This window comes from Streptomyces thermoviolaceus (assembly GCF_045209695.1).
In the GTDB taxonomy this organism is placed as follows: domain Bacteria; phylum Actinomycetota; class Actinomycetes; order Streptomycetales; family Streptomycetaceae; genus Streptomyces; species Streptomyces thermoviolaceus.
In genome coordinates this window covers 5,929,355-5,952,280 of the sequence record NZ_CP109280.1, presented here as the reverse complement: position 1 = coordinate 5,952,280, position 22,926 = coordinate 5,929,355, and the positions used below count along the sequence as shown (strand labels likewise).

The 22,926-nt window shown below is 72.1% G+C and carries 22 protein-coding genes; 5 read left to right on the top strand and 17 right to left on the bottom strand.

Annotated elements, in window-relative coordinates:
- Positions 1-42: 42 nt before the first annotated feature.
- The 4 genes from OG899_RS26015 to OG899_RS26000 all read right to left on the bottom strand — a co-directional run bounded on the left by OG899_RS26015 (position 43) and on the right by OG899_RS26000 (position 3,536).
- A complete protein-coding gene (locus OG899_RS26015) occupies positions 43-1,251 on the bottom strand; it encodes a PP2C family protein-serine/threonine phosphatase (RefSeq protein WP_168131670.1) in 1,209 nt (402 codons plus the stop codon).
- A 62-nt stretch (positions 1,252-1,313) separates the two neighbouring features.
- Positions 1,314-1,634: an ARPP-2 domain-containing protein gene (locus OG899_RS26010; RefSeq protein WP_406311181.1), complete on the bottom strand. Its 321-nt coding sequence runs from the start codon at positions 1,632-1,634 to the stop codon at positions 1,314-1,316.
- A 99-nt stretch (positions 1,635-1,733) separates the two neighbouring features.
- Complete coding sequence (locus tag OG899_RS26005) at positions 1,734-2,324, bottom strand: hemerythrin domain-containing protein (RefSeq protein ID WP_125499468.1); 591 nt, start codon at positions 2,322-2,324, stop codon at positions 1,734-1,736.
- Positions 2,325-2,336: 12 nt separating this feature from the next.
- Positions 2,337-3,536: a hypothetical protein gene (locus OG899_RS26000; RefSeq protein WP_406311180.1), complete on the bottom strand. Its 1,200-nt coding sequence runs from the start codon at positions 3,534-3,536 to the stop codon at positions 2,337-2,339.
- Positions 3,537-3,949: 413 nt separating this feature from the next.
- Here OG899_RS26000 and OG899_RS25995 point away from each other — a divergent pair, with 413 nt between their 5' ends.
- Together OG899_RS25995 and OG899_RS25990 are read left to right on the top strand one after the other, a co-directional pair.
- The gene (locus OG899_RS25995; RefSeq protein WP_125499487.1) at positions 3,950-4,327 is read left to right on the top strand and encodes a VOC family protein; all 378 of its coding nucleotides are present in this window, start codon (positions 3,950-3,952) and stop codon (positions 4,325-4,327) included.
- Positions 4,328-4,560: 233 nt separating this feature from the next.
- Positions 4,561-5,199, top strand: coding sequence for a hypothetical protein (locus tag OG899_RS25990; RefSeq protein ID WP_229814141.1), 639 nt, complete (start codon positions 4,561-4,563; stop codon positions 5,197-5,199).
- 206 nt (positions 5,200-5,405) lie between these two features.
- On the opposite strand, the gene OG899_RS25985 is transcribed toward OG899_RS25990, so the two are convergent.
- The 3 genes from OG899_RS25985 to OG899_RS25975 form a co-directional block, all read right to left on the bottom strand.
- On the bottom strand, positions 5,406-6,272 hold the full coding sequence (locus OG899_RS25985; RefSeq protein WP_125499470.1) for a methylenetetrahydrofolate reductase: 867 nt from the start codon (positions 6,270-6,272) through the stop codon (positions 5,406-5,408).
- A gap of 166 nt (positions 6,273-6,438) precedes the next feature.
- Positions 6,439-7,023: a nucleosidase gene (locus OG899_RS25980; protein WP_125499471.1), complete on the bottom strand. Its 585-nt coding sequence runs from the start codon at positions 7,021-7,023 to the stop codon at positions 6,439-6,441.
- A 150-nt stretch (positions 7,024-7,173) separates the two neighbouring features.
- A complete protein-coding gene (locus OG899_RS25975) occupies positions 7,174-8,127 on the bottom strand; it encodes a GlxA family transcriptional regulator (RefSeq protein WP_189428061.1) in 954 nt (317 codons plus the stop codon).
- Between the two features lie 72 nt (positions 8,128-8,199).
- Here OG899_RS25975 and OG899_RS25970 point away from each other — a divergent pair, with 72 nt between their 5' ends.
- Both OG899_RS25970 and OG899_RS25965 read left to right on the top strand, forming a co-directional pair.
- Positions 8,200-8,889, top strand: coding sequence for an HD domain-containing protein (locus OG899_RS25970; protein ID WP_125499473.1), 690 nt, complete (start codon positions 8,200-8,202; stop codon positions 8,887-8,889).
- A gap of 75 nt (positions 8,890-8,964) precedes the next feature.
- Positions 8,965-9,393 (top strand): RidA family protein, encoded by a 429-nt coding sequence (locus tag OG899_RS25965; protein ID WP_168131671.1) that lies wholly within the window; start codon positions 8,965-8,967, stop codon positions 9,391-9,393.
- 75 nt (positions 9,394-9,468) lie between these two features.
- On the opposite strand, the gene OG899_RS25960 is transcribed toward OG899_RS25965, so the two are convergent.
- The 8 genes from OG899_RS25960 to OG899_RS25925 form a co-directional block, all read right to left on the bottom strand.
- Positions 9,469-10,857, bottom strand: coding sequence for a phosphomannomutase/phosphoglucomutase (locus OG899_RS25960; protein WP_189428060.1), 1,389 nt, complete (start codon positions 10,855-10,857; stop codon positions 9,469-9,471).
- A complete protein-coding gene (locus OG899_RS25955; protein ID WP_125499476.1) occupies positions 10,841-12,463 on the bottom strand; it encodes a glycoside hydrolase family 13 protein in 1,623 nt (540 codons plus the stop codon). The genes OG899_RS25960 and OG899_RS25955 overlap by 17 nt, the downstream gene beginning before the upstream one ends.
- On the bottom strand, positions 12,460-13,677 hold the full coding sequence (locus OG899_RS25950) for a Gfo/Idh/MocA family protein (protein WP_168131672.1): 1,218 nt from the start codon (positions 13,675-13,677) through the stop codon (positions 12,460-12,462). The genes OG899_RS25955 and OG899_RS25950 overlap by 4 nt, the downstream gene beginning before the upstream one ends.
- The gene (locus tag OG899_RS25945; RefSeq protein ID WP_125499478.1) at positions 13,674-14,750 is read right to left on the bottom strand and encodes a glycosidase; all 1,077 of its coding nucleotides are present in this window, start codon (positions 14,748-14,750) and stop codon (positions 13,674-13,676) included. The genes OG899_RS25950 and OG899_RS25945 overlap by 4 nt, the downstream gene beginning before the upstream one ends.
- An 8-nt stretch (positions 14,751-14,758) precedes the next feature.
- Complete coding sequence (locus OG899_RS25940; protein WP_229814139.1) at positions 14,759-15,661, bottom strand: carbohydrate ABC transporter permease; 903 nt, start codon at positions 15,659-15,661, stop codon at positions 14,759-14,761.
- 1 nt (position 15,662) lies between these two features.
- On the bottom strand, positions 15,663-16,598 hold the full coding sequence (locus OG899_RS25935; protein ID WP_125499479.1) for a carbohydrate ABC transporter permease: 936 nt from the start codon (positions 16,596-16,598) through the stop codon (positions 15,663-15,665).
- A complete protein-coding gene (locus OG899_RS25930) occupies positions 16,595-17,893 on the bottom strand; it encodes a sugar ABC transporter substrate-binding protein (protein WP_168131673.1) in 1,299 nt (432 codons plus the stop codon). Before OG899_RS25930 ends, OG899_RS25935 begins: the two co-directional genes overlap by 4 nt.
- An 80-nt stretch (positions 17,894-17,973) precedes the next feature.
- Positions 17,974-18,996, bottom strand: a complete 1,023-nt coding sequence (locus tag OG899_RS25925; RefSeq protein WP_168131674.1) for a LacI family DNA-binding transcriptional regulator — start codon at positions 18,994-18,996, stop codon at positions 17,974-17,976.
- A gap of 756 nt (positions 18,997-19,752) precedes the next feature.
- Between OG899_RS25925 and OG899_RS25920 the strand changes: the two genes are divergently transcribed.
- Positions 19,753-20,190: a hypothetical protein gene (locus OG899_RS25920; protein ID WP_229814137.1), complete on the top strand. Its 438-nt coding sequence runs from the start codon at positions 19,753-19,755 to the stop codon at positions 20,188-20,190.
- 183 nt (positions 20,191-20,373) lie between these two features.
- Here the strand turns inward: OG899_RS25920 and OG899_RS25915 are convergent, their stop codons facing one another.
- Together OG899_RS25915 and OG899_RS25910 are read right to left on the bottom strand one after the other, a co-directional pair.
- Positions 20,374-21,549 carry a sialidase family protein gene (locus tag OG899_RS25915; RefSeq protein WP_229814135.1) on the bottom strand — a complete coding sequence of 392 codons (1,176 nt, stop codon included), beginning with the start codon at positions 21,547-21,549 and terminating at the stop codon, positions 20,374-20,376.
- Positions 21,550-21,941: 392 nt separating this feature from the next.
- Positions 21,942-22,685: an alpha/beta hydrolase family esterase gene (locus OG899_RS25910; RefSeq protein WP_406311201.1), complete on the bottom strand. Its 744-nt coding sequence runs from the start codon at positions 22,683-22,685 to the stop codon at positions 21,942-21,944.
- Positions 22,686-22,926: the final 241 nt, after the last annotated feature.

The window sequence follows — 22,926 nt, the reverse complement described above, 5'->3', positions numbered from 1 at the left end:
CAGAGAATCCCCCACACGTGTGAGGATCAGCAGGGCAACGTTTCAGCGGTTGACCGCGTCACCCGTGCGGGTAGCTCGGGGGCGTGCGACGGCCGAGGCGTGGAGGTCGTCGAGGGCTGCCCGTCCGTCTAGGCGGTCGACGACGATCATCGCAACGTCGTCCCGCAGACGATGGTCCGTGTGGACGAGCAGACGGCGGTGCAGCCGGTCCAGGAAGTCCCGCGGCGGGTCGGCGTGACCGAGCGCTGCCATCTGCTCCGGCAGGGGGAAGAAGGCGTTGTGCGCGTCACGGGCCTCGACGACTCCGTCCGTGTACAGCAGCAGACGGTCACCGGGCAGGAACGGATAGCTGTCCGGCGGGGCGGGCCGCGCGGCGACGAGGTCCTCCAGGCCCAGGGGCGGCTGCGGCGACGCGGGCTCCAGGGCCTGCACCGTGCCCCGGCGCATCAGCATCGGCGGCGGATGGCCCCGGTTGACGACCTGGATCACGTGGTCGTCCGGCACCTGGGCCACCAGTGCGGTGACGAAGCACTCCGAATCCTCGAGCGGGTCGGAGGCCTCCGCGGCCGTGGACTCCCGGCGCAGTGCGGCCGCGCAGTGGTTCATGACCTCCGTCAGGTTGTGGTCGTAGTGGGCGGACTCACGGAACGCGCCGAGCACCGCAGCGGCCGAGCGCACGGCGGGGAGCCCGTTGCCCCGCACGTCCCCCACGATCATGCGGACTCCGAAGCGGGTGTGCACCGCCTCGTAGAGGTCGCCGCCGATCTGTGCTCCGGTCTCGGCCGCGAGATACAGGCTCGCGGCCCGCACGGGGCCCAGCCGGGCGGGCACCGGGCGCAGCAGCACGCTCTGCGCCGCGGCGGCGATCCGGCGGATCTGGTCCAGTTCGCGCCGTCTGCGCCTCTGCATCGCCCTGCTGGTGATGACGCTGGCCACGGAGACCACGAGGATGCCGAGGATGTTGCTGTAGACCGCCTGGCCCCGCCAGCCCCCGTGCAGCGAAGCGGTGATCAGGGTGACGGCGAGGGCACCGACCGCCGCAGCCAGGATGCCCCTGGGCCCCATCGTCAAAGAGGCCAGGGCAGGCATCGCGGTCAGCAGGGGCCCGGTGTACATCTCGTGCAGGGGCGAGAGCTCGATGGCGAGCCCGATCAGCACGATCGCGAACGGCACGCACCGGGCGATCCAGTAAAGGACCACCGAGTGACCGCCCGGTCCGCGTTCCTGGGCTGATCCGGAGCGCGATCGCATGCATACAGCCTGCCTCGCCGACGGGCGATGCTCCACTCAAGACCGCACGGCGGCCCGGGCCGTCACCGTGACCGGTTGGCGTCCCGTTCCTGCCTGCGGTAGTGGTCGACATGTCCTGGCGCGGCAGGCACCGAAGCCGGCGGTCTCGGGGCGCACCCCCAGCTGCGCCTCGCCGCGAGGGCGGCCGCCAGGGCGTCGGCGGCGTGGACCGGCACGCCGCACTGCCGGGGGTGGATCCCGAAGACACCCAGGGCGTCGTCGAGCCCGCGCACCGCGTCGCCCCTGCCGGACGTCTCGGTGGACACGGCGGCCCCGTGGCGGACGGTGTGCCACGACCATTCCTCCGCGGTCGCGACGGCCGCGGCGGTCGCGACACGTGTCACGGGACGGACCGGTGTGTCGTGGCGGCGTGCCGGGCCCGGGGCGGTGTGCAGGCCGTCCGGGCCCGGTGCCGGATGTGCGGGCGGCGAGGAACGTCCGCGTCACCCCTTGCCCATGGCCTTGCGCGCGGCGTCCTTGGCACGGTCCATCAGGGCGGCGACGGGACCGAGCGCCACGTTGGCCCCGGCGGACTCGACACCGGGGTGCGGGCGGGTGGGTGCGATGGCCTCGGCTGCCTTGACGGCCCGGGCCATCGCGGCGAGGGCGTCGGCGTCGGCGTTCCGTCGGATGTGGGTGAACTCGTAGCGCTCCTCCGCCCGTGCGTGCTGTTGCACCGCGGTGCGCAGCCTGCGCAGCTGAGGCAGGAAGCGCTGGTCGTCGATGTCCATCTCGTCCAGTGCGGAGAGGATCTCCTTGGCTTCCTTCTCCTCGGCGAGACGGTCCTCGACGACGCCCTCGCCGCCCGGCGTGGACCGGCGGGCCCACGGGTGGACGACCTCCTCCTCGGCGGTCTCGTGCACGGCCAGCAGCCGCACCAGGCGCCGGAAGGCGTCGCGGCGTTCCTCGCCCGAGGACTGCTCGACCTCGTCGAAGAGGTTGCGGATGTCGCCGTGCTGGCGGATCAGCAGGGCGACCACATCGGTGTCGGCGGCCCGGTCGTCACCGGCGTGCGGGGTGTGGGTGTCGGGCATGGCGGCTCCCTCTCAGATCTCGCGCATCGCGGGAACGGGGTGCTCGCCCTCCGACACCACCCGGTACTCCCGGCCGAACATCTCGTCGTGCTCGGTCATGACACGGTCGCTGGGGGGTGCCTCGCCGCAGTGGATCGTCTGCTGCATCTTCTCGAACCGTTCGTGCGCGTCGCGCACATAGCCGGCGCCGAGGGTGGTCAGGTCGATCTGGGTGGCCAGCAGTTCCCGCAGGTACTGCTTGTTCGGTTCGAAGGTGAGCACGTTCGGCAGCTCGGGGGCGAGGATCTCCTGCGGGTCGCGGCCGTCGTGGCGGCGCATCAGGTCGCAGGCGGTGTGCAGGTGCTCCAGCTCCATGTTCAGGTGCAGCTCCCAGATGGCCTTCACCTTGGGATCGCTCTCCTGCTCCATGAAGGAGTAGTACAGGTAGCACTCGTTGTACTCGTGGTTGACCAGCTGCTCCCACCAGGTCTCGCCCGGGTCGACGAGGGACTCGTAGTGGGTGACGTGCTCCTCCTCGATCAGCCCGATCTCCTGGTAGAGCTGCCGGGCGATCGGCTCCATGTAGGTGGGGCCGGTGTTCAGGTAGAAGTTCATGGTCTGCTGCTCGGCGGCCATGATGGTCAGCGCGTGCAGCTTCGACAGCGGGTTGACCGTGGTGCGGTCGTAGGGGTCGCGGACGTTGTCGTAGGGGTCGCGGTGGTGGTTCCGGGTCGGCCGGCCCGGCATGACCTCGGTGAGGTTGTCGACGATCGACTCCGCCTTGCGGTGCTCGATCATCTCGTACAGGTTCGCGTACCGGTACAGGTGGTCGAAGTCCTCCAGCACCCCGAACTGGTACGCCTGCTGCAGATACGGGTCGGGCTCCATGCGCGCCACCCAGGCCGTCAGGTCCACCGCGACCTGCTCGTAGGCGATGGTCGTCTCCAGCACCGACGACACACCCGGCAGCAGCCAGTTCACCGCCTTCTGCTGCTGCGCCTCGATGTACCGGGTGCGCGCGAGCTGCCGTTTGATCTCCGGGTCGTGGGTGTGGCGGGCCAGGTGGTGGCTGAAGAGGATCGCCTCCACCTCGATGCCGTTCATCGTGATGACCCGGCAGCGGGTGTACGGGTCGCATCGGTCCGGGTCGATGGGTTCCACGTTCAGCTCACGCCAGTTGCGCAACTGGCGGTCCAGCGGGATGCCCCGCTGCTCCAGCGGATTGAAGGTCATGCAGGAGTGCTCCTCTCGTGATGTCGGCCGGCCCGGGTGCCCCGCGGGCCGGCACGACGGACGGCTGCGGGCAGGGAACCTCCCGGTCATCTTTCGGCCGCCCCGGCGGCCCGGCCACCGCACACGCCCGGTCGCCCGCCCACTTCCTCCGTTCGCGCGGACCTGCGGGCTGTTCGGCCCCGCGCACGGCGGACCGCGTGCGGATCCGGTTCCGGGTGACGGAAGGCACGGACCCGCAGCCGAGCCGCGCCGGGCGCGCCGCCGGGGCGGGACCGGTGGCCTCGGCCGGGAAATCCGTCGCGCCCGCTCGCCGGACCCGCTACGGTCACCGGCGGAAACGCACCGTCGGCGGATCCGGCCGCCGGCGCGTGTTTGCCGCATCCTCCGTCCCCATGGGAAAGCAGGTGCCGTCCATGGCATGCCGTATCGGCGAACTGGTCCTGGAATGCCGTGACCCCGAGGCCCTGGCCCGGTTCTGGTGCGAGGTGCTGGACTTCGTCGTACTGGACCGGGAGGAGGGCGCGGTGGAGATCGGCCCGCGGGAGGGGTTCGGCGGCCCGCAGCCGACGATCGTCCTCAGCCACAACCGGTCGCCGCGCCCGGGCAGGTCTCGGCTGCACATCGACGTCAGTCCCACCGACCGGGATCAGGACGCCGAGCTGGAACGACTGCTGAAGCTCGGGGCGCGCCCGGCCGACGTCGGCCAGACCGGCGAGGAGTCCTGGCACGTTCTCGCCGATCCCGAGGGCAACGAGTTCTGCCTGCTGAGGTCGCGTATCGCCCCGGTGTGACGACGCCGCGACGGCCGCCGAGGCGTGGCTCCCGCCCCGGCGGTCACCCGCTCGGGCGGGGCTGCGGCGCGTCTCGGGTGCGGATCGGCACGTCGGCGGTGGGCCTCGCGTAAGGAGTCAGGCATGTACGCCTCCGCGTGTCACCACCTCGCGGGCCGGCGGCTGCCCCGGTCGTCGCCTCGCACCGGCGGAGCCTGCCCGGCTCCGCGCCCCCGTCCGGCCGGGGTCGGCCGGTGAACCGGGTGTTCCGGCGGCCCGCACGGGAGCGGCTGCTGCGTTTCGACGGGTGGATCGCGGGCCTGGGCACGTCCTCCGGGACGCGTGTCGTGCTCGGCCACTGGCAGCGGTCGCCGTACGGCCCGTTCAGCGACGTGATGCTGGAGAGGCCCGACGGCGAGCGGCTGCTGCTGGCCCCCACCCGGCCGGTGGCCGAGTTCATCGCCGCCACCTACACCTTCGACACCGTGCGGGTCCAGCCCGTGCGGGTCACGGTGGCACACCGCACGTGGACCGTCGAGGCCGGGCCGCTGCGGCTGCGGTTCGTCACGCTACGGCGCGGGCCGCTGGGCCTGTGTCTGCGGGCGGTGCCCGGCGTGCTCGCCCGGCAGCCCCTGTGGAGCACGCTCGTCGACCGGCCGGCCCGTCTGCTGCTGCCCGGCGTACGGAGCCGGGGCAGCGCCGGCAGAGGACGCCGTGAGTGGTACGGCGCCCGGGATCTGCGGCCCGTGCGTCTGGTCGCGGCGTCGTACGACGGCACCGATCTCGGCGCCCCGGCATGGGTGCGGCCGCCGGTGCGTTTCGGATTCGGGTCGGTGCCTGCGCGGCCGTCGCTGGTCCGAGTCACGACGACGGTGGCGCTCGGGCCCGAGTGACACGCGCGGCAGGACTTGCGTCGGTCCCGTGGACGCCTCGACACCTGGGTCGTGCAGCGGATCCCGCGCTCGCAGCTGCGTGCGGGCACCACCGCGGCCGCCCGGTTTCCGCGAGGCCGTGGCGGCGGGGATGCCGCCGCGCAATCGCCCCCAGCCCCACCGCCGCGACGCGGTCCGCGGGCTTGCCACGGGTTGCCGTCGTAACGTCAGGAGCCGGATGCGCCCAGACGTCGGAGGGTCTCCTGCCGCCAGGCCTCGGTCTTCTCCACCTCGTTGAAAGTGAAGACGTGGAAGGTGCTCAGCGGGCTCGTGGGCGCGTCGATGTCACGGCGCAGCCCGTCGATGATCCGGTCGGGCCTGTAGCCGCCCGGTACGAAGAAGCGGTACAGCAAGTCGCGCTGCTTGCGCAGGAAACGGGCCGAGTTGCCGATGCCGATGTCGGCGGTGATCCGCAGCAGCTTCTCGCGGCTCACCGCACCGGGGACGCCCACGCGGACCGGCAGGGTGATCCCGCTGCGGGCCAGGGCGTCGGCCCACCGGGAGATCGCGCCGGGCGAGAAGCAGATCTGCGTGACGATGTAGTCGGCGTAGGCGGCCTTCTCGGCGAGGGCGCGGCTGAGCGTCCCGTCGTCGATGAGGGCGTGTCCTTCGGGGTAGCCGCCGATGCCCACGGCGTCGAACTCGAAACCGCCCTCGCGTATGTCCCGCAGCAGCGACAGGGCGTCACCGTAGGGGCCGGCCTGCTGGGCGTCTCCGCCGACGACGAAGATCGACGTCACCGGCGAGTCGGCGAGCCGTGCCCCGATCTCCTTCAGCTCCGTCCGACTCGTCACCATGCGCGCGGCCAGGTGCGGCGTGACGGAGTATCCCTTGTCGGCGAGCGCGATGGCGAGGTCCACGGTGGTGCCGATCGTCTTTCCCGGGGACGCCGTGACCGACAGCGGGACGCAGGTCGGGACGGACGAGGTCACCTTGTCGAAGGTGGACTTGAACGGCAGGACCTCGTAACCCATGGTTCTGAGGGCCTGCGTGAGACCCGCGCGGACGGTCGGCGGTTTCTCATCGACACTCATGGACGTTCTCCTGGAGGCGGTGAAGGCCGGGGCCGGGGTGAGGATGCGGGCTCGCCCCGCAGGAGCCCGGCCTGCTTGCCGTCGGGTGCGGCATCCCTGTCGGGCCGGGCGAGGGCGGCGACCTCACCGTTGTGGACGGTGGAGCCGGGCGGCGCAGCCCGGTGTCTCAGGCGTAGGCGGGGATGTGGTGTGCCGCCCAGTCGGCAAGAGCGCGGGCGCACTCCCCCACGGTCTCCCGCCAGGTCCTGGCGGCCGACTCGTCGGCGTCGTCGCTGACGTGCTTGACGATGCGTATCGGCACACCGGCCCGGTGCGCGGCCGCCGCCAGGGCGTAGCCCTCCATGTCGACCAGCGATGCGTGCTCGGCCAGGCGCAGCCGGTCGGCTTCGTCGGCTATGAAGGAGTCCCCGGTGGCCAGGACGGGTCCGTCCGGGTCGGCTGTCGTCAGGGGCGCGCCGTAGGTTTCGCCGGTCAGGGTGCGCAGGGTGTCGCTGTCCAGGTCGTGCTGCACGACCGTGCCGACGAGGTGTGTCCCGTGCCAGCCGGGACGCAGCGCACCCGCGGTACCGAGGTTCACGACCTCGCTGGGCAACGGGCCACCGGCCAGTGCCGCGGCGAGGGCGGTCGCGGCGTTGACCTTGCCCATGCCGGTCAGCAGGACGGGCAGGGTCGTGTCGAGGTACTGCGCCTCTTCCGCGACCGCCAGAACGAGCAGGGGACGGTCACTGGTGATGTTTCCCGTGAGATGCATGGGGTCAGGGTACGGGGGTGGCGCAGGGCCGCTGTCCGTGGGTCCAGCGGGATCGGAAGCGCAGGCGACCGGGGGCGGCAACGGCGGCACGGACGGTCCGGCGCGCATGCCCCGGGAGCCTCGATGACGCGCGAACGCCGCCCGGCCGGGTCAGCGGGCGAAGGTGCGCCGGTAGGCGGTGGGGGTGGTGTTGAGGCTGCGCCGGAAGTGCAGACGCAGGTTGGCCGCGGTGCCGAGACCGCAGGCCCGGGCCACCTGCTCCACCGAGTCGTCCGTGGTCTCCAGCAGTTCGCGCGCCTTGCCGAGGCGCGCGCTCACCAGCCACTGCAGGGGCGTGGTTCCGGTCTCCGCGGCGAAGCGGCGCATGAAGGTGCGGGGTGAGACACCCGCGTGCCGGGCGAGCATGCGCAGGGTGATCGGCTCGTCGAGGTGGTGCAGCGCCCAGTCGCGGGTCTCGGAGAGGGACGTCTCCCCCACCGTGGTGACCGGCGCCGGGATGTACTGGGCCTGCCCGCCGTCGCGGTGGGGCGCGGCCACCAGACCGCGGGCGATGCGGTTCGCCACGGCCGCCCCCAGGTCGCGGCGGACGAGGTACAGGCACAGGTCGATGCCGCAGCACACACCGGCCGAGGTGAGCACGTCCCCCTCGTCGACGTAGAGCACGTCGCGTTCGAGCGTGACGGACGGGAAGCGGCGTGCGAGCTCGTCGATGTGCAGCCAGTGGGTCGTGGCCCGCAGGCCGTCCAGGATGCCCGCCGCGGCCAGCACGAAGGCTCCCGTGCAGATCGACACCACGCGCCCGCCCCGCTCACGTGTCTCGACCAGGGCGTCGAGCACCTCCTCCGGCGGTGTGGCCGGCGGATCGCCGCCCGGCTCGTACCCCGGGACGATCACGGTGTCGGCGGTGCGCACCCGGTCCAGGCCGCCCCCGGTCGTCAGGGAGAAGCCACCGCTGGTGGCCACCATGTCGCCGAGCCCGCACACGGTGGTCTCGTACGGGGTCTCCGGGCGGGTTGTGAAGATCTGCGCGGGGATCGACAGGTCGAGCGGCGTCACGCCGTCCAGAGCGAGGATCGCGACACGGTGTTCCGGCGTGGCAGACATGGCAATATTCTAACGACACTCGGCAATGTTGCCTCTCACCTGGTCACAGGCGTGGGTGCCAGCCTGGTGGACATGACGGAACCCATCCCCGGCCAGGTGGACCCCGAGGTGGCCACCGGCCTGATCGCGCTGCCGGGCACGCCCCTGACCGACGCTGTCGTCCGGCTCGTCGAACCGGCGCTCTCGCCCTCCCTGTTCAACCACAGTGTGCGCACCTACCTGTTCGCTCGTCTCGTGGCCGCACGCCTCGATCTGGGCGCCGGGCAGGACTACGACGAGGAGCTGCTGTTCACGGCGTGTGTCATGCACGACATGGGTGTGGCCGCGGACGGCCCGCACACCCAGCGGTTCGAGGTCGAGGGCGCCGACCGGGCGGCCGCGTTCCTCGTCGAGCACGGACGGTCCGCGGCGGACGCCGACGAGGTCTGGCAGGCCATCGCCCTGCACACCTCGGCGGGCATCGCGGAGCGCCGCAGCACGTTGTGCCGGCTCGTCCGCGAGGGCGTCGCGCTGGACTTCGGCGGGCCGATGGGCACCACCTACGCCGACGTCCTCAGCGACGCACAGGCCGGCATCGTCCACGCCGCCTACCCGCGGTGGGACATGATCCGCACTCTCACCGACGCGATCGTCGCGCAGGCCGCCAAGAACCCGCAGAACGCGCCGCGTTACTCGGTCCCCGGTGAGTTCCTGCACGAACGGCAGACCTACGGCCGGACCCGGATGGAGCACGCCTTCCGCTCCTCGCGGTGGGGCAACTGACCCGCCCGTCCGGCCCGCCGCCGACGCGCACCCGAAGCACCAGACAGACACCGGAGAACAGGACGCATCGCCACCATGGCCATCCATCACGTACAGGTCCCCGACGGATCACCGGTCTTCGGTGAGACCACGAGCGCCTTCGCACGTTTCGGGCACGCCCCCGCGGTCCGGGCGAACGGGCTGCTGTTCATCTCCGGGCAGATCGGCCGCCGCCCCGACGGCGTCCCCGGTGAGACCGCCGAGGAGCAGACCGAACTCGCCCTGCGGCGTCTGGAGGAGATCCTCCGCCTGGAGGATCTCACCTTCGCCGACCTGGTCGACGTGACCAGCTACCACGTCGACATCCGGGAGAACATGGCCGGCTTCCTCGCCGCCAAGCAGCGCCTCGTCAAGGCTCCCCACCCCGCCTGGACGATCATCGGCGTCAGCGGCCTCGCCGGCCCCGACCTCCTGGTCGAGATCCAGGCGACCGCCGCCTACCCCGACTGCCGAGGGCGTCGGTGACGTCGCCGAGGGCCAGGGGTCCGCGGTCACGCGCGCCCCGGGCCCTCGGCACCGATCCGCAGGGTGCCGCAGTGTTCAGGCACGCACGAGCCGCAGCACCTCGTCGCGCAGCTCCCGCACGGTCTGCGCGTCGTGGGCCTCGACGTTGAGGCGGACAAGCGGCTCCGTGTTGGACGGCCGCAGGTTGAACCATCCGTCGGGGCCGCTGACGGTCAGGCCGTCCAGGTCGTCGACCGTGACGCCGGGGCGGTCCTGCCAGGCCGCGCGGACGGCGGCGAGGCGTGCCGGCGGGTCGTCGACGACGGAGTTGATCTCCCCGGAGGCGGCGTATCGGGTGAAGCGGCGGGTGAGGGCCGACAACGGCTCCTGCCGGGCGCCGAGTTCGGCCAGGACGTGCAGGGCGGCGAGCATGCCGGTGTCGGCGTTCCAGAAGTCGGCGAAGTAGTAGTGCGCGGAGTGCTCGCCGCCGAAGACCGCACCCGTGCGGGCCATCTCGGCCTTGATGAAGGAGTGGCCGACACGGGTGCGCACGGGGGTGCCGCCGGCCTCACGGACGATCTCCGGGACGGCACGCGAGGTGATCAGGTTGTGCAGGACGGTGGCGCCCGGACGACGGCGCAGTTCGCGCAGGGCGACGAGCGCGGTGATCGCGGAGGGGGACACGGGCTCCCCGCGTTCGTCGACGACGAAGCAGCGGTCGGCGTCGCCGTCGAAGGCGAGGCCCAGGTCGGCGCCCTCCGCCCGGACGCGCTGCCGGAGGTCCACGATGTTCGCCGGGTCGAGCGGGTTGGCCTCGTGGTTCGGGAAGGTGCCGTCCAGCTCGAAGTACAGGGGCACGATGTCCAGCGGGAGGCCGGCCAGGACGGTGGGCACGGTGTGTCCTGCCATGCCGTTGCCCGCGTCGACGACGACCCTGAGCGGGCGGATGCCGGTCAGGTCGACGAGGGTGCGCAGGTGAGCGGCGTAGTCCGGCAAGGTGTCGCGGTGGGTGACGGTGCCGGTGCGGGCGGCGGGCGCGGGTGGTGCGCCCGCGCCCGTCCACTGCTCGACAAGGCTGCGGATGTCCGCCAGTCCGCTGTCCTGGCCGATGGGCACGGCTCCGGCCCGGCACATCTTGATGCCGTTGTAGCGGGCCGGGTTGTGGGAGGCGGTGAACATGGCACCGGGCAGGCCGAGCGCGCCGGAGGCGTAGTACAGCTGGTCGGTGGAGCACAGGCCGGTGGCGACGACGTCCGCGCCCTGGGCGGTGGCTCCGCGGGCGAAGGCGCCTGCCAGGTCCGGGGAGGAGGGCCGCATGTCGTGGCCGGTGACGAGCGCGCGTGCGCCGGTGACCTTCACGAACGCGGCCCCGAACAGTTCGGCCGTGCCGGTGTCCCACTGGTCGGGCACGGTGCCGCGCACGTCGTAGGCCTTGACGAGGGCGGACAGGTCGGTGCGCGGGGCGCGGTCATCGGGGGCGGTCATGGCTGTCTCTTTCGTGATGCGGTGCGGCGGGCGCGTCCGCCAGCCACAGGGCGGTGTCGGGCGGCAGCCGGTCGCCGTCGGTGGGCCCGCTGGCGAGGACGGGGCGGCCCGTCAGGCCGAGGCCGGTCCAGCGCAGGGGCCGTTCGCCGAGGTTGACGACGCAGGTCAGCGTGGAGCGGCGGAAGGCGAGATGGTCGTCGCCGGGAGCCGAGTACCAGTGGGGCGGGGCCGTCGGGTCGGGCGCGGGGTGGGCGCGCCGCAGCCGGAGGGCGGCTCGGTACAGGGCGAGGGTCGAGTCGGGGTCCTGGGTCTGGGCGGCCACGGTGTGCGAGGCCCAGCCGTCGGGTTGCGGCAGCCAGGTGTCGTCGGGACCGGCCGTGGTGAAGCCGTACGGGGGATGCTCACCGGACCAGGGCAGGGGCACCCGGGAGCCGTCGCGGCCCCGGTCGGTGCGGCCGGAGCGTTCCCACAGGGGGTCGCGGATCCGGTCGTCGGGGATGTCGGCCTGCGGCAGGCCGAGTTCCTCGCCCTGGTAGAGGTAGGCGGAGCCGGGCAGCGCGAGCATGAGCAGGGCGGCGGCCCGGGCTCTCGCGGCCGAGCCGAGGCGGGTGACCGGGCGGACCGCGTCATGGCTGGACAGCAGCCAGGTGACCGGTCCCCCGCCCGGCGCCGCCAGGGAGGAGTCGATGACCCGGCGCAGTGCGACCGCGTCCCACGGGGCCTCCAGGAAGGCGAAGTTGAAGGCCTGGTGCATCTCGTCGGGGCGGGTGTACCGAGCGAGCCGGGCCGGGTCGAACACGGCGGCCTCGGCGACCATCACCCGCTGCGTGGGCGGCACCGCGCCGGGCGGTGCCGGACGGGTGTCCAGCAGGGCGCGCCACTCGCGGTACAGCGGGTGCAGTTCCTCCTGGTCGTAGTACGGCATGAGGTGGTTGCGCAGCGGGTCGGTGTGCTGCCCGGGCCCGGCGTCGGGCAGGCCCTCGGCCTTGAACAGGGCGTGGGCGACGTCGACGCGGAAGCCGTCCACGCCCCGGTCCAGCCAGTGCCGCAGGATGCCGGCGAAGGCCGACCGCACCTCGGGGTTGCGCCAGTCGAGGTCGGGCTGTTCGGGGGCGTGGAGGTGGCAGTACCACTCGCCGTCGGCCACCCGGGTCCAGGCGGGGCCGCCGAACGCCGACTGCCAGTCGTTGGGCGGCAGTTGGCCGGCCGGGCCACGCCCGGGCCGGAACAGGTAGCGCGCCCGTTCCGGCGATCCGGGCCCGGCCTTCAGCGCCTGCCGGAACCAGGGGTGCCGGTCGGAGGTGTGGTTCGGTACGAGGTCGACGATGAGCTTCAGGCCGAGGGCGTGGGCGCGGGCGACGAGCCGGTCGAAGTCCGCGTCCGTGCCGAGGTCGGCGGCGACACCGGTGTGGTCGCTGATGTCGTAGCCGCCGTCGGCCAGCGGCGACGGGTAGAACGGCGTGATCCATACCGCGTCGGCGCCCAACTCGGCCACGTGCTCGAGCCGTTCTGCGGCGCCCGCGAGGTCCCCGATGCCGTCGCCGTCGGAGTCCGCGAAGGCGCGCGGGTACAGCTCGTAGCACACCGCGTCCTGCCACCAGCTCACGCAGGCTCCTTCGGGTGGAAGCCGGGCACGGTCTGGTCGGCGCCGGTGTCGGCGGCCCGTGTGGCGGCCTCGGCGACGGCGACGGAGGTGAGACCGGCGAGCGCGTCGGCGACCGGGGTGCCGCCGTCGCGGGCGACACGGAGCAGGTCGGCGGCGGCCGCCCGCACGCTCTCCCGGTAGACGTACGGCTTGCGCTCCCCGCCGCCGAGGTCGAGCACGGCCCGCACCTGGTGCGGCACGCTGCGAAGCTCGCCTCGCCCGCGGACCGGGCCGGGGCTGCCCGCGTCGCGACGTACGGCCACGCTGACGCGCTCGCCGCCGTGCGGGCGGAAGCCGTCCACGTGCAGCAGGGCGACGGTCCGCTCGGGCAGCCGCTCCCAGGCGCGGGCGCCCTCCTCGTCGGTCCAGGCCGTGATCTCGGCGCGGACCGGGATCCAGCCCTCGATCCTGGTCTCGGCGAAGCCGTGGTCCAGGCGCATCAGCTGGCGTTCGCAGCGGTGGGCGTGGGTGAAGGAGTGCAGGTGGGAGGCGAGGACGCCGCCCGGGTGGAGGACGTCTGCGCTGACCATGTCGACGAGCCCGCCGTCGGGCCGGCGCACGGCGGTCGCGCGCACACTGACCGGGTCGGAGCCCAGCAGGGCGCGCGCCGCGTCGAAGAAGTGCACGCCGTGTTCGACGAAGATGCCGCCGCTGTGCTCGCGGTCCCAGAACCAGTGGTCCGGGCCGAGATCCTCGTCGGAGGCGTCGTTCTCGAACAGGAAGCGGCGCGGGCGTGCCAGCAGGTGCTCGTCGGTGAGGCGTTCCACGGCCCGCAGCAGCGGGTTGTAGCGCAGCACATGGTCGACGACGAGGGCCCGGCCCGCCCGCTCGGCCTCGCCGGCCACGGCGGCGGCGTCCCGCGCCGAGGTGGCCAGCGGTTTCTCGCACAGGACGTGACGGCCGGCGCGCAGGGCCGCGACGGCCGTCGCGGCGTGCGTGGCCGGCGGGGTGGCGATGGCCACCACGTCCACGTCCTCGCGGGCGAGCAGGTCGTCCAGGCCGGCGAGGGCGGGGACGGCGTGGCGCTGTCCGAGTGCCCCGGCCCGCTCCGGGTCGGGGTCCGCGACGGCGACCGGGCGCAGTCCCGGCAGGCCGGCCACGGCGTCCAGGAGGAACGCGCCGAAGCCGCCGCAGCCGACGAGGCCGAGACCGAGGGGGGTGGTCGCCCCGGTCATGCGGTGCGCTCCAGCAGGGCGACACCGATGTGGGCGTCGGCCATTCCGTAGAACACGTACAGCCGGCCGTCGATCTCCTCGATGGCGGTCGGGAAGACGACGTTGGGGACCGTGCCGGCCCTCTCCTCCTCGGTCTCGGGCGCCATCAGGGGTTCCTCGGTGCGGGCGAGGACCTTCGCGGGGTCGGCCGGGTCGAGGAGCATGGCGCCGGCCGCGTAGGACACCCGCTGGTTCTGCTCGAAGGGGTCCTCGATGTGCCCGGAGACACCGTGGTGCAGCAGCAGCCAGCCCTCGGGGACGCGGATCGGGGCGGGGCCGGCGCCGATCTTCAGCGCCTCCCACGGGTGCTCGGACAGGGCGACGAGCCGGTGGTCGCGCGGCCGCGTCAGGGCCCGGATGTCGGCCTGCGCCTCGGCGACGGGGACGTAGGAGATCCAGATGCCGGGCCGTTCGTCGTCGAGGCCGGCGGGCAGGTGGACGCCTTCGCCGGGCCGGAACCAGCCCAGGTCCCACATCGGGCGGTGCAGCATCGCGTAGGCGGGCTCGCCGTCGGGTCCGGGCACCGGCTCGGGGAAGTGGACGACGTCCTTGTTCGGGAAGAGGTTCAGGTCGGTGTCGAGGTCGGGCTGGTAGGCGAACTGGACGGGACCGAGCCGGGTCCAGTCGGTCAGATCGTCGGACACGGCGAGGGCCGGCTTGGGGCCGAGCGGGCCGTAGGCGACGTAGGACATGACGTGCTTGCCGAGGGAGGGGATCCAGGTGATGCGCGGGTCCTCCACGCCGGCGTTGTTCTTGCCGCGTTCCCAGCCGGCGTCGGGTGCGAGGACGACGCCGCGCCGCTCGACGCCGCTGGGGACGCCGTCGGTGAAGGTGACCTCGGCGAGGCCGACGCGGGAGACGTTGCCCTCGGCGACGAGGCGGGGCAGCAGGTGCACACGGCCGTCGGGGGTGCGTCCGGAGGCGGGGTTGAGGACGCCTTCCGCCTCGTTGGGTTCGCCGGGCAGCGGCGACATGACCACGCCCTTGCGGACCAGGCGGTAGGGGATGCGCGCAGCGGCGCCGGTGGTGCTCATGAAGGGAATCAGCCCTTTACTCCGGAGTCGATGTCGGTCGAGGTGAAGTGGCGCTGGAACAGCAGGAACAGCGCCACCGCGGGGGCGGCCAGCACACAGGCGCCGGCCAGCAGGGCCCCGGTCGGGTTGGAGACCGTGCCCTGAAGATTGGACAGGAAGCTCGCCAAGGAGACGGCCAGTGGCTGCATGGCGGTGTCCTTGGTGACCAGGAACGGCCACAGGAACTCGTTCCACGGGCCGATGAAGGTCAGCAGCATCGCGGTGAGCACGGCCGGGCGTGCCATGGGCAGCGCGACCTGGACCAGGATGCGCAGCTCGCTCGCCCCGTCGAGGCGGGCGGCCTCGAACAGGGACCGCGGCATCTGCAGAAAGAACTGCCGGAAGAGGAAGACGGCCGTGGAGTTGACGGCGAACGGCAGGATCATGCCGAGGTAGCTGTCGCCGAGACCGTAGTCGCGGACCACGAGGACGTACAGCGGCAGGGTCAGCAGCTGGAACGGCACCATCTGCACCAGCAGCAGCGTGGCGAACACGGTGCCGCGTCCGCGGAAGTGCAGCTGGGCCAGGGCGTATCCGGCGAGCAGGCCGAAGACCAGGGTGCACAGCAGGACACCGATGGTCACGACCCCGGAGTTCAGCAGGGAACGCCCGAGCGAGATGGCACCGTTGACGGCGGTGTAGTTGGAGCCGGTGATCCCGCGGGGCACGGCGGAGGACAGGTCTCCGGTGGTCGTCTTCCGCAGGGATCCGACGACCATGTAGAGGAACGGGAACAGGAAGACGACCGCGCCGAGCGCGAGCAGCAGGTAGGTGACGGCCGTCGCCCAGGGGGTGCGGCGCCGGGCCGAGCGGGGCTCGTCCACGGTGTGCCCGGGGGTGCCGTTCGGGGCGGCGGGGGTGGAGACGCTCATGTCAGGTGCCCCTCTCGGTGAGCTTGCGGGCGGCCAGCGAGATCAGAAGGACGAAGCAGACCAGCACCACACCGAGCGCGGCGGCGAAGTCCGGGTGTCCCTGTTCGATGCCCTTCTGGTACATGAGCAGCACGGGCGAGACGGAGGCGTGGTCGGGTCCGCCGCCGCCGGTCAACAGGTAGGGCTCGCTGAACAGGTTGGCGCCGGTGATGATCGCGTAGATGACGACGAGGGTGGTCGCCGGCCGTACCCCGGGCACGGTGACCGAGAAGAACTGCCGGATACGGCCCGCTCCGTCGACCGCGGCGGCCTCGTACAGCTCCTTGCCGACGTTCTGCAGGGCGGCCAGGTACAGCATCACGAAGAAGCCGAGCTGCTTCCAGGTGACGAAGAACGCGATCATCGGCATCGCGAGGTGCGCGTTGACCAGCCACGAGGGGTCCGGCGCCAGCGGGCCGAGGGCGTGGTTGACGAATCCGTCCGTGCCGAACAGGAACTGCCAGACCGCGACCAGGGCGACGCTCGCCGTGATGTACGGCAGGTAGTAGGCGGCGCGGAAGAAGCTGCGGAAACGTATCTTCGCGTTGAGGGCGGAGGCCAGCACCAGCGACAGGATCACCGTGAGGGGCACGTTGATCACGAGGAAGACCACGATGTTCACAAAGGCGCGGCCCACCACCGGATCGGTGAAGACGTCCCGGTAGTTGGACAACCCCACCCACGGGGAGTCGGCGTGGGTGCCGGGGGCGGTGAAGTAGAAGCGGTGGACGGAGATCCACACCGTGTACACCAACGGCACGGCGAACACCGCGAGAACGAACAGCACGTACGGCGAGACGAACAGCACGCCGGTCAGGGAACGGATCCGGCCGTGGCGGGCGGCTGCGCCCCTGCGGGAGGTGCGACCGCCGTCGGCGGCGGGGCTGAGGTGTGTCATGCCGGGTCCCCGTACTCGTCGAGCAGCTTGCCGATCCTGTCGGAGGCCTTGCGCAGCGCGGTGCCGGTGGGCTCCTCGCCGAAGACGACGGACTTGGTCCATGCGTCGCGGAAGGCCTGCCAGATGTCGATGGATCCCGGCACGTTGGGAACCTCGACGATGTGCTCGGCCTGCCGGGCGAACGGCTTGTAGAGGGGGTGTTCCGCGAAGAAGTCCGGGTAGCTCGCGAGCAGGTTCTCGCGGAGCGGCATCTGCCCGGTGACGTCGAGGAACGCCTCGTCCTGCTGCTCGGAGGCGGCGAACTTCAGCAGGTCCCAGGCGGTGGCCCGGTTGCGGCAGGCGCTGAACATGGCCACCGACTTCTCGTCGCTGAAGGAGTAGGTGTCCTGCGGCGGCGTGCCGCCCGAGGTGGGCACCGGGACCACCCCGATGTCGACGCTGTCCTGGTAGGCGGCGACGGCCCACGGACCGACGGTGGCCATGGCGGCCTTCCCGTCGTTGAGCGCGTCACCGGGATACGACTCCTGCGGGGCGAGCTTCTCCGCGTACAGGGTGCGCCAGAACGCGGCGGCCTTGCGGCCGGCCGGCGAGTCGAACTGCGGCGTGCCGTTCTCGACGAGCTGCCTGCCGCCGCTCTCCGCGGCGAAGGCCGGGTAGAAGTCGAACCAGGACTGGAAGAACTCGCTGCTGGGCGCCGGCCAGATCGCGGCCTTGGCGGCGCCGCTGTGCACCAGGGTGCGGGCGGTGTCCAGGAACTCGTCGTAGGTCGCCAGCCGGGGGTGCTCCGGATCGAGCCCGGCCTTTGCGAAGATCTTCTTGTTGTAGAGGATCATCACCGGGTTGCTCTTCCAGGGCAGCTGGTAGAACTTGCCGTCCGGGGAGCGGTACTGGTCGGTGAGGGCGCCGCCGCGCGCCGTGATGTAGGAGTCGCCGTCGGGGAAGTCGCTGAGCGGCACGAGGCCGTTCTGCTTCTGGAAGGTCGGCACCGACGCCGGTGAGGTGTTGAAGACCAGGCACGCGGTGCTGCCCGCCACGATCGAGGCGCTGATGGCCTCCTCGGAGGTCTTGCCCGCCGGGATCTGCTGGGCTGTGACGTGCTGGTCGGGGTGGAGCCGGTTCCAGGCGGCGATCATCTTCTTCCCCCAGGCCACCTCCTGGGCGTTGTTCGACAGCCACACCGTGATGGGACCGCGGCTCGATGCCGCCATCTCGGCATCCGGGGCCGCCCGGCCGCACGCCGTCGCGGCTCCCGCGACAGCGAGGACCAGCAGCGTGTACGCCGTTCTCCTCAGCATGAAGATCTCCGTACTGTGCACACCCGGCCTCGTCGCCGGGCGGAACATCTGTGCCACGCCCTCGGGCGTGATCCCCGCCCTCAGGGACGGGGCGCCGGGCCGATCGAGGCACGGGGCACGAACTCGGCCGGCGGCAGCACCACGTGTGCCACGTCCTCGCCGGCGAGGACCCCGTCCAGGGCCCGTGCCGCCGCCTCCCCCCAGGCCCGCGCATCGGCGCGGGCGGAGGACAGCGGCGGATGGGTGTAGCGGGTGAGCGGCGTGTCGTCGTAGCCGATCACCGACAGGCGTTCCGGTACCGGAACGCCGAGTTCCTGGGCCACGGACAGACCGGCCGTGGCGGCCAGGTCGTTGCCGTAGACGATCGCGGTGGGCGGCTCGGCCAGCGCCAGCAGTTCACGGGTGGCCCGCGCACCGCCCTCCGCGGTGAAACCGCCCGGGAGCACGGGGCCCACGGGCAGTCCGAGGTCGCGCAGGGTCTCCTCCCAGGCCATGCGGCGCCGGTGCGCGTGACGGAAGCTCTGCGGGCCTTCGACGTGTGCGATACGACGATGGCCGAGTTCGGCCAGGCGGCGGACCGCCGCGACGTAGGCGGGACGGTCGTCCAGGCTGACCGACGTCAGCCCGTCGCCCCACTCGCTCTGGCCGACCACGACCGCCGGCAGTCCGAGTCGGCGCACCAGGGCCGGGCGCGGGTCGTCGTGGCGCAGGTCGGTCAGCAGCACTCCGTCGACCCGGCGGTCCGCGGCGAGCCGTTCGTAGACGGCCTGCTCCCGGTCCGGCGTGGTGACGTGCACCATGAGCCCGTCGCCCCGCTCACCGAGAGCCGCCTCCACCCCCGCGATGAACGCCGGGAAGAACGGGTCGGCCCCGATGTCCTCCGGTTCACGGGTGAGCACCAGCCCGAAGGCTCCCGCCTTGCCCAGGGACAGGGCGCGGGCGGGACGGCTCGGTTTCCAGCCCAGTTCCGCGGCCGCGGCGAGGATGCGCCGCTTGGTGTCCTCGGCGATCCCGGGACGGTCGTTCAGCGCGAAGGAGACGGACGTGCGCGAGACACCGGCGAGCCGTGCGACATCGGCGATGGTGGGCTGTTTGCGGACCATGACGCATTCCGTTCTCCGTGGGCCGGGGCCGTGTGCGGACAGGGTCCCGAGGCCGGTACGGCCGTTCAAACCGGTTTAGGCGACCGGATCGACGTCTACTGAACCGGTTCAACAGGAGGGCGTCAATGGCTGGATGTGTGTGCTCTGCGTCACAGGGGGAGGCCGGGAGTCCGTCGGTGGCCGCCTCGCCACCGCCGTGGACACGTGTGACGCCCTGCCCGCGCACCGCCGGGCCGCCCACCGCCGCACACCCGCGTGCACTCCCTCCGCAGGCGTGGGACCAGCGGTGCCAGGGGTGGCAGCGGTCCGCCCCCGCTCCCGGCTGCCGGGGCTCGGCGTCCCCCTGCAACCGAAGCCCGCCGCATCGCACTGCTGAGCGGAGTTCACCGGCACCCTCGACGATGCGCACCCCGCGAACAGCCTCCCGCAGGTAGCGTGGGACGGGGCCGCCGACGACGACCGCAGGATGCGCATCGTGGCCGTTCCCGCTGACAAGAGACAGATGCCGAGCGACGAACATGCGAAGGCGCCGACCGACGAACACGCGAAGGGCGTCGGGGCCGCAGATCTACCGGCACGACTGCGGCACATCTACGGGATCGGGGGCGGAAGCGGCGCGGGCAAGTCGACGATCGCGCGCCGCCCGGCCGACCGCCATGGCCGGCGCGTGTATGCGACCGATGACGTGTGCATGAGCACACACACCGGACCACCCGTGCGCAGGCCCCGCTCCTGCACGATTTCATGCTCATGGACATGGACGAGCGGTGGGTGAACCGCAGCCCCGAGGTCATGCTCTCCACGTTCCCCTGGTTCCTGGGCGAGGCCTTCGACCTGATCGTCGAAGACCTCCTGTGCCTGCCGGCACAGCCGTGCGTCGTCGTCGAAGGATTCCGGCTGCCGCCCCGCCTCGTCGAGCCCCTTCCGGCCGCTTCCGAGCGTGGCGTCCGGCTGCTCCCCGCGCCCGCCCTCCGGCGGGCCGCCTTCGAGAGCCGTTCGGTGCCGGGGGGAGGGTTCGTCCGGAAGACCAGCGACCCCTCGCGAGCCGCTCGCAACCTCGCCGCACGCGATCACCTGTTCACCCAGCACATCGACCAGGAGGCGGAACGCCTCCGGCTGCGTACCGTCCGGGTCGACACCGGGATGACGCAGGACGCTCTCGTCGAGCAGGTGACCGCGGCGTTCCGGCTGTGACGGTTACATCGATGTCATGCCTCGCCGACGGACACTCTGAGGACGACCGAGGCCCTCCGGAGGCGTCTCCCGGGCCGTCGTCGCCGAGGGTCACGTCCGACTGGCATCGACCACGACGCGGCCGGCCGGGGATGTGTGTCCCCGGCCGGCCCGAGTCGCATGCCGGATGCGGGGTGCCGGATGCTAGGGCAGCGGGCCCGTGGCGTAGTACGTCCGGCACACCGAGCCGTCGAAGTCGCTGGCCAGTTCGAGGACCTGTGTACCGTCCTCCGACGGCAGGAGAGGCGAGCTGTAGTTCTGGCAGTAGTTCACCTCGGGGTTCGGCACGTTCACCGGTGCGTCGACCGCGGTCCACGGTCCTTCACCGTTGTTCGCGTTGGTGAGGATCGTGCGGCCGCTGCCGTCGGCGACCGAGCCGTCCCGGTTCAGCAGGCGCTGGCCGATCAGCAGGATGCGGCCGTTCGGTCCGCCGCCCGGGGCCCAGGCGATGGTCGGTGTGGCGCGGAAGTACCGTCCGTCGGCCGTCTCGGGACGGATGCCGAGATAGGTGGGGTCGCCCCAGTCCCAGCCGTCGGGGGAGGTCCGGTAGTGCACGACGCACTGGTACTGACCGCCGGGGTTGCAGATCTCGTAGGTCATGAAGTAGGTGCCGTTCGGCAGCTGACGCACCACCGGCATACCGGGCCGGTCGGGCTGCCAGCTGCTGGCCACGGTGTCGTGACGGTCCTGCCAGTGGATGCCGTCGTACGAGCGCACCGCGACGAGCTTCTGGCTGTGCGCGGGGTCCGTCTCGTCGGAGTAGTGGCAGACCAGAGCGCCGTCGGCGGCCACGGAGAACTCCGGTTCCCACAGCCCGCCCGTGCCGCCCGCGACGGCGCACGACGACAGGTAGGACCAGGTGCGGCCCACGTCGTTGCTCCGCCAGATGCGCAGTGCCATGCGACGGTCCTGCTCGTCCTGGCCGGCGGAGGAGGCCCACAGCAGAGTGCCCGCCGGCAGATCGCCGACCTGGCGGGGCAGCTCGAACAGGGTGGTGCAGCACAGTCCCTGGCCGGCCGCGGAGTCGGGGTCGGCGACCTTGCCGACCTGGCGGAAGGTCGCTCCGCCGTCGGTGCTCTCGTGGATCGCGCCGATGCCGTCGTCGCCGTCGAAGGTGACGACGCTCGCCAGGATGCGCCCGTTGGCGTCCCCGTTGTGCGCGAGGCGGACGACCCGCGGATACAGGGCCGTTCCATCCTGCAGCGGTGTGCCCGTGGCCGCGGCGGCGGTGGGACCGGGGGCCGCGGTTTCGGTGATCAAGGGGGATGTCGCTGCCGGGGTGGTCGCCAGCAGCCCCAGGGTGCCGCTCAGTGCGAGCACGAGAAGCGAACGCCGTCTCAGGGCATGCCGAACTCGCCGGATCACCATAGGTGTTCCTTCCGATCGGGGGGTCGCGCGCAAGGCTAGAGCCGAATGCACATCGATGTAAACGCGTCTCGCTCCACTGCACCGTGATGCGTGTGATGCGCGTGATGCGCTTGATGCGCCCAAGATGCGGGGTGCTGGGGTTCGCGAGGACCGAGACCCGCGTCGGCGCGCCCGGGACCGACGGCGGATGCCCGACCTGGAACCCACCCGGCTCGCAGACCGTCACCTGGCTCGTCGTCACCGGTTGCGTCCGTCCCGCCGGTCGCGTCCGGCACCTTCGGACCTGGGTGCGGCGCGCCCGCCCGCGGAGGGCGCGGGTGCCCGGCGATGCCGGCCAGGGCCGGTCAGGCGGGCGTCGGGTGCCCGGTGTGCAGCTGGAAGAAGCGGGCGACGGCCTCGACGGTGTCGAAGGTCATGTCGGTGCGGCCCATGACGAACGGCGCCTTCCGGGTGCCGGGGATCGTGTGACCGCCGCCGGTGACGGTGTACAGGCTGACCGGGGGGCGGCCGGGCCGGCGGTGGTGCGAGGCGGTCACGGAGGTCCTGGCCCCCCGCACGGCGGAGTGGACGTGTTCGGTGACGGGCTCGGCGGTGATGCCGTTGCGTTCGGCGTAGTAGCGGGCTGTCTCGGGGGCGGACAGGCCGAGTCCCCGGGGTCTGAGTCCCCACATGGAGGCCATGCCGCCGTGGTAGGGCACCAGCGGATCCTTGGTGCCGTGGACCAGCATGACGGGCAAAGGGCGACTGAGCGATTCGGTGGGCGCGAAGTTCTCGGGGGCGGGCTGCGTCGCGGAGATGATCGCGGCTCCGCCGAGCAGGTCCGGGATCTCGTGGACGAGCCGGATCACCATTTGCCCGCCGTTGGAGAAGCCGACCGCGTACACCCGGTCGGGGTCACCGTGGTGCTCCCCGACGAGCCGTTCGACGGCGCTGCGGGTGAAGGCGACGTCGTCGTACCCCTCGGTGCGGGCGGCAAAGGTGTTCGAGACGCGGGCGTCGTTCCAGTGCCCCCGGTGGCCGTCGAGGTAGGCGACGACGGCTCCGCCGGCGGCGAGGCGGTCGAAGGCGTGACCGGTGAACGCGCGCAGTTTCGCTCCTGTCTGGTTCGATCCGTGGAAGAGCAGGACGACGGGCGCCGGCTGCTCGGCGGGGCGCCGAGCACGGTCATGGTGCGCGTCCGTCCCTGGACGCGGAGGGTCTCCTGCGCCGACGGCAGGGGGCGGGAGTTCACGGTCACGGTCGGTCCGATCGTCGGTGGTGCGAAGGTGTGCGTCGCCGACCGACGCTACGCGGGAGGCTCACCTCTCGGAAGACATGGATCACGCATGC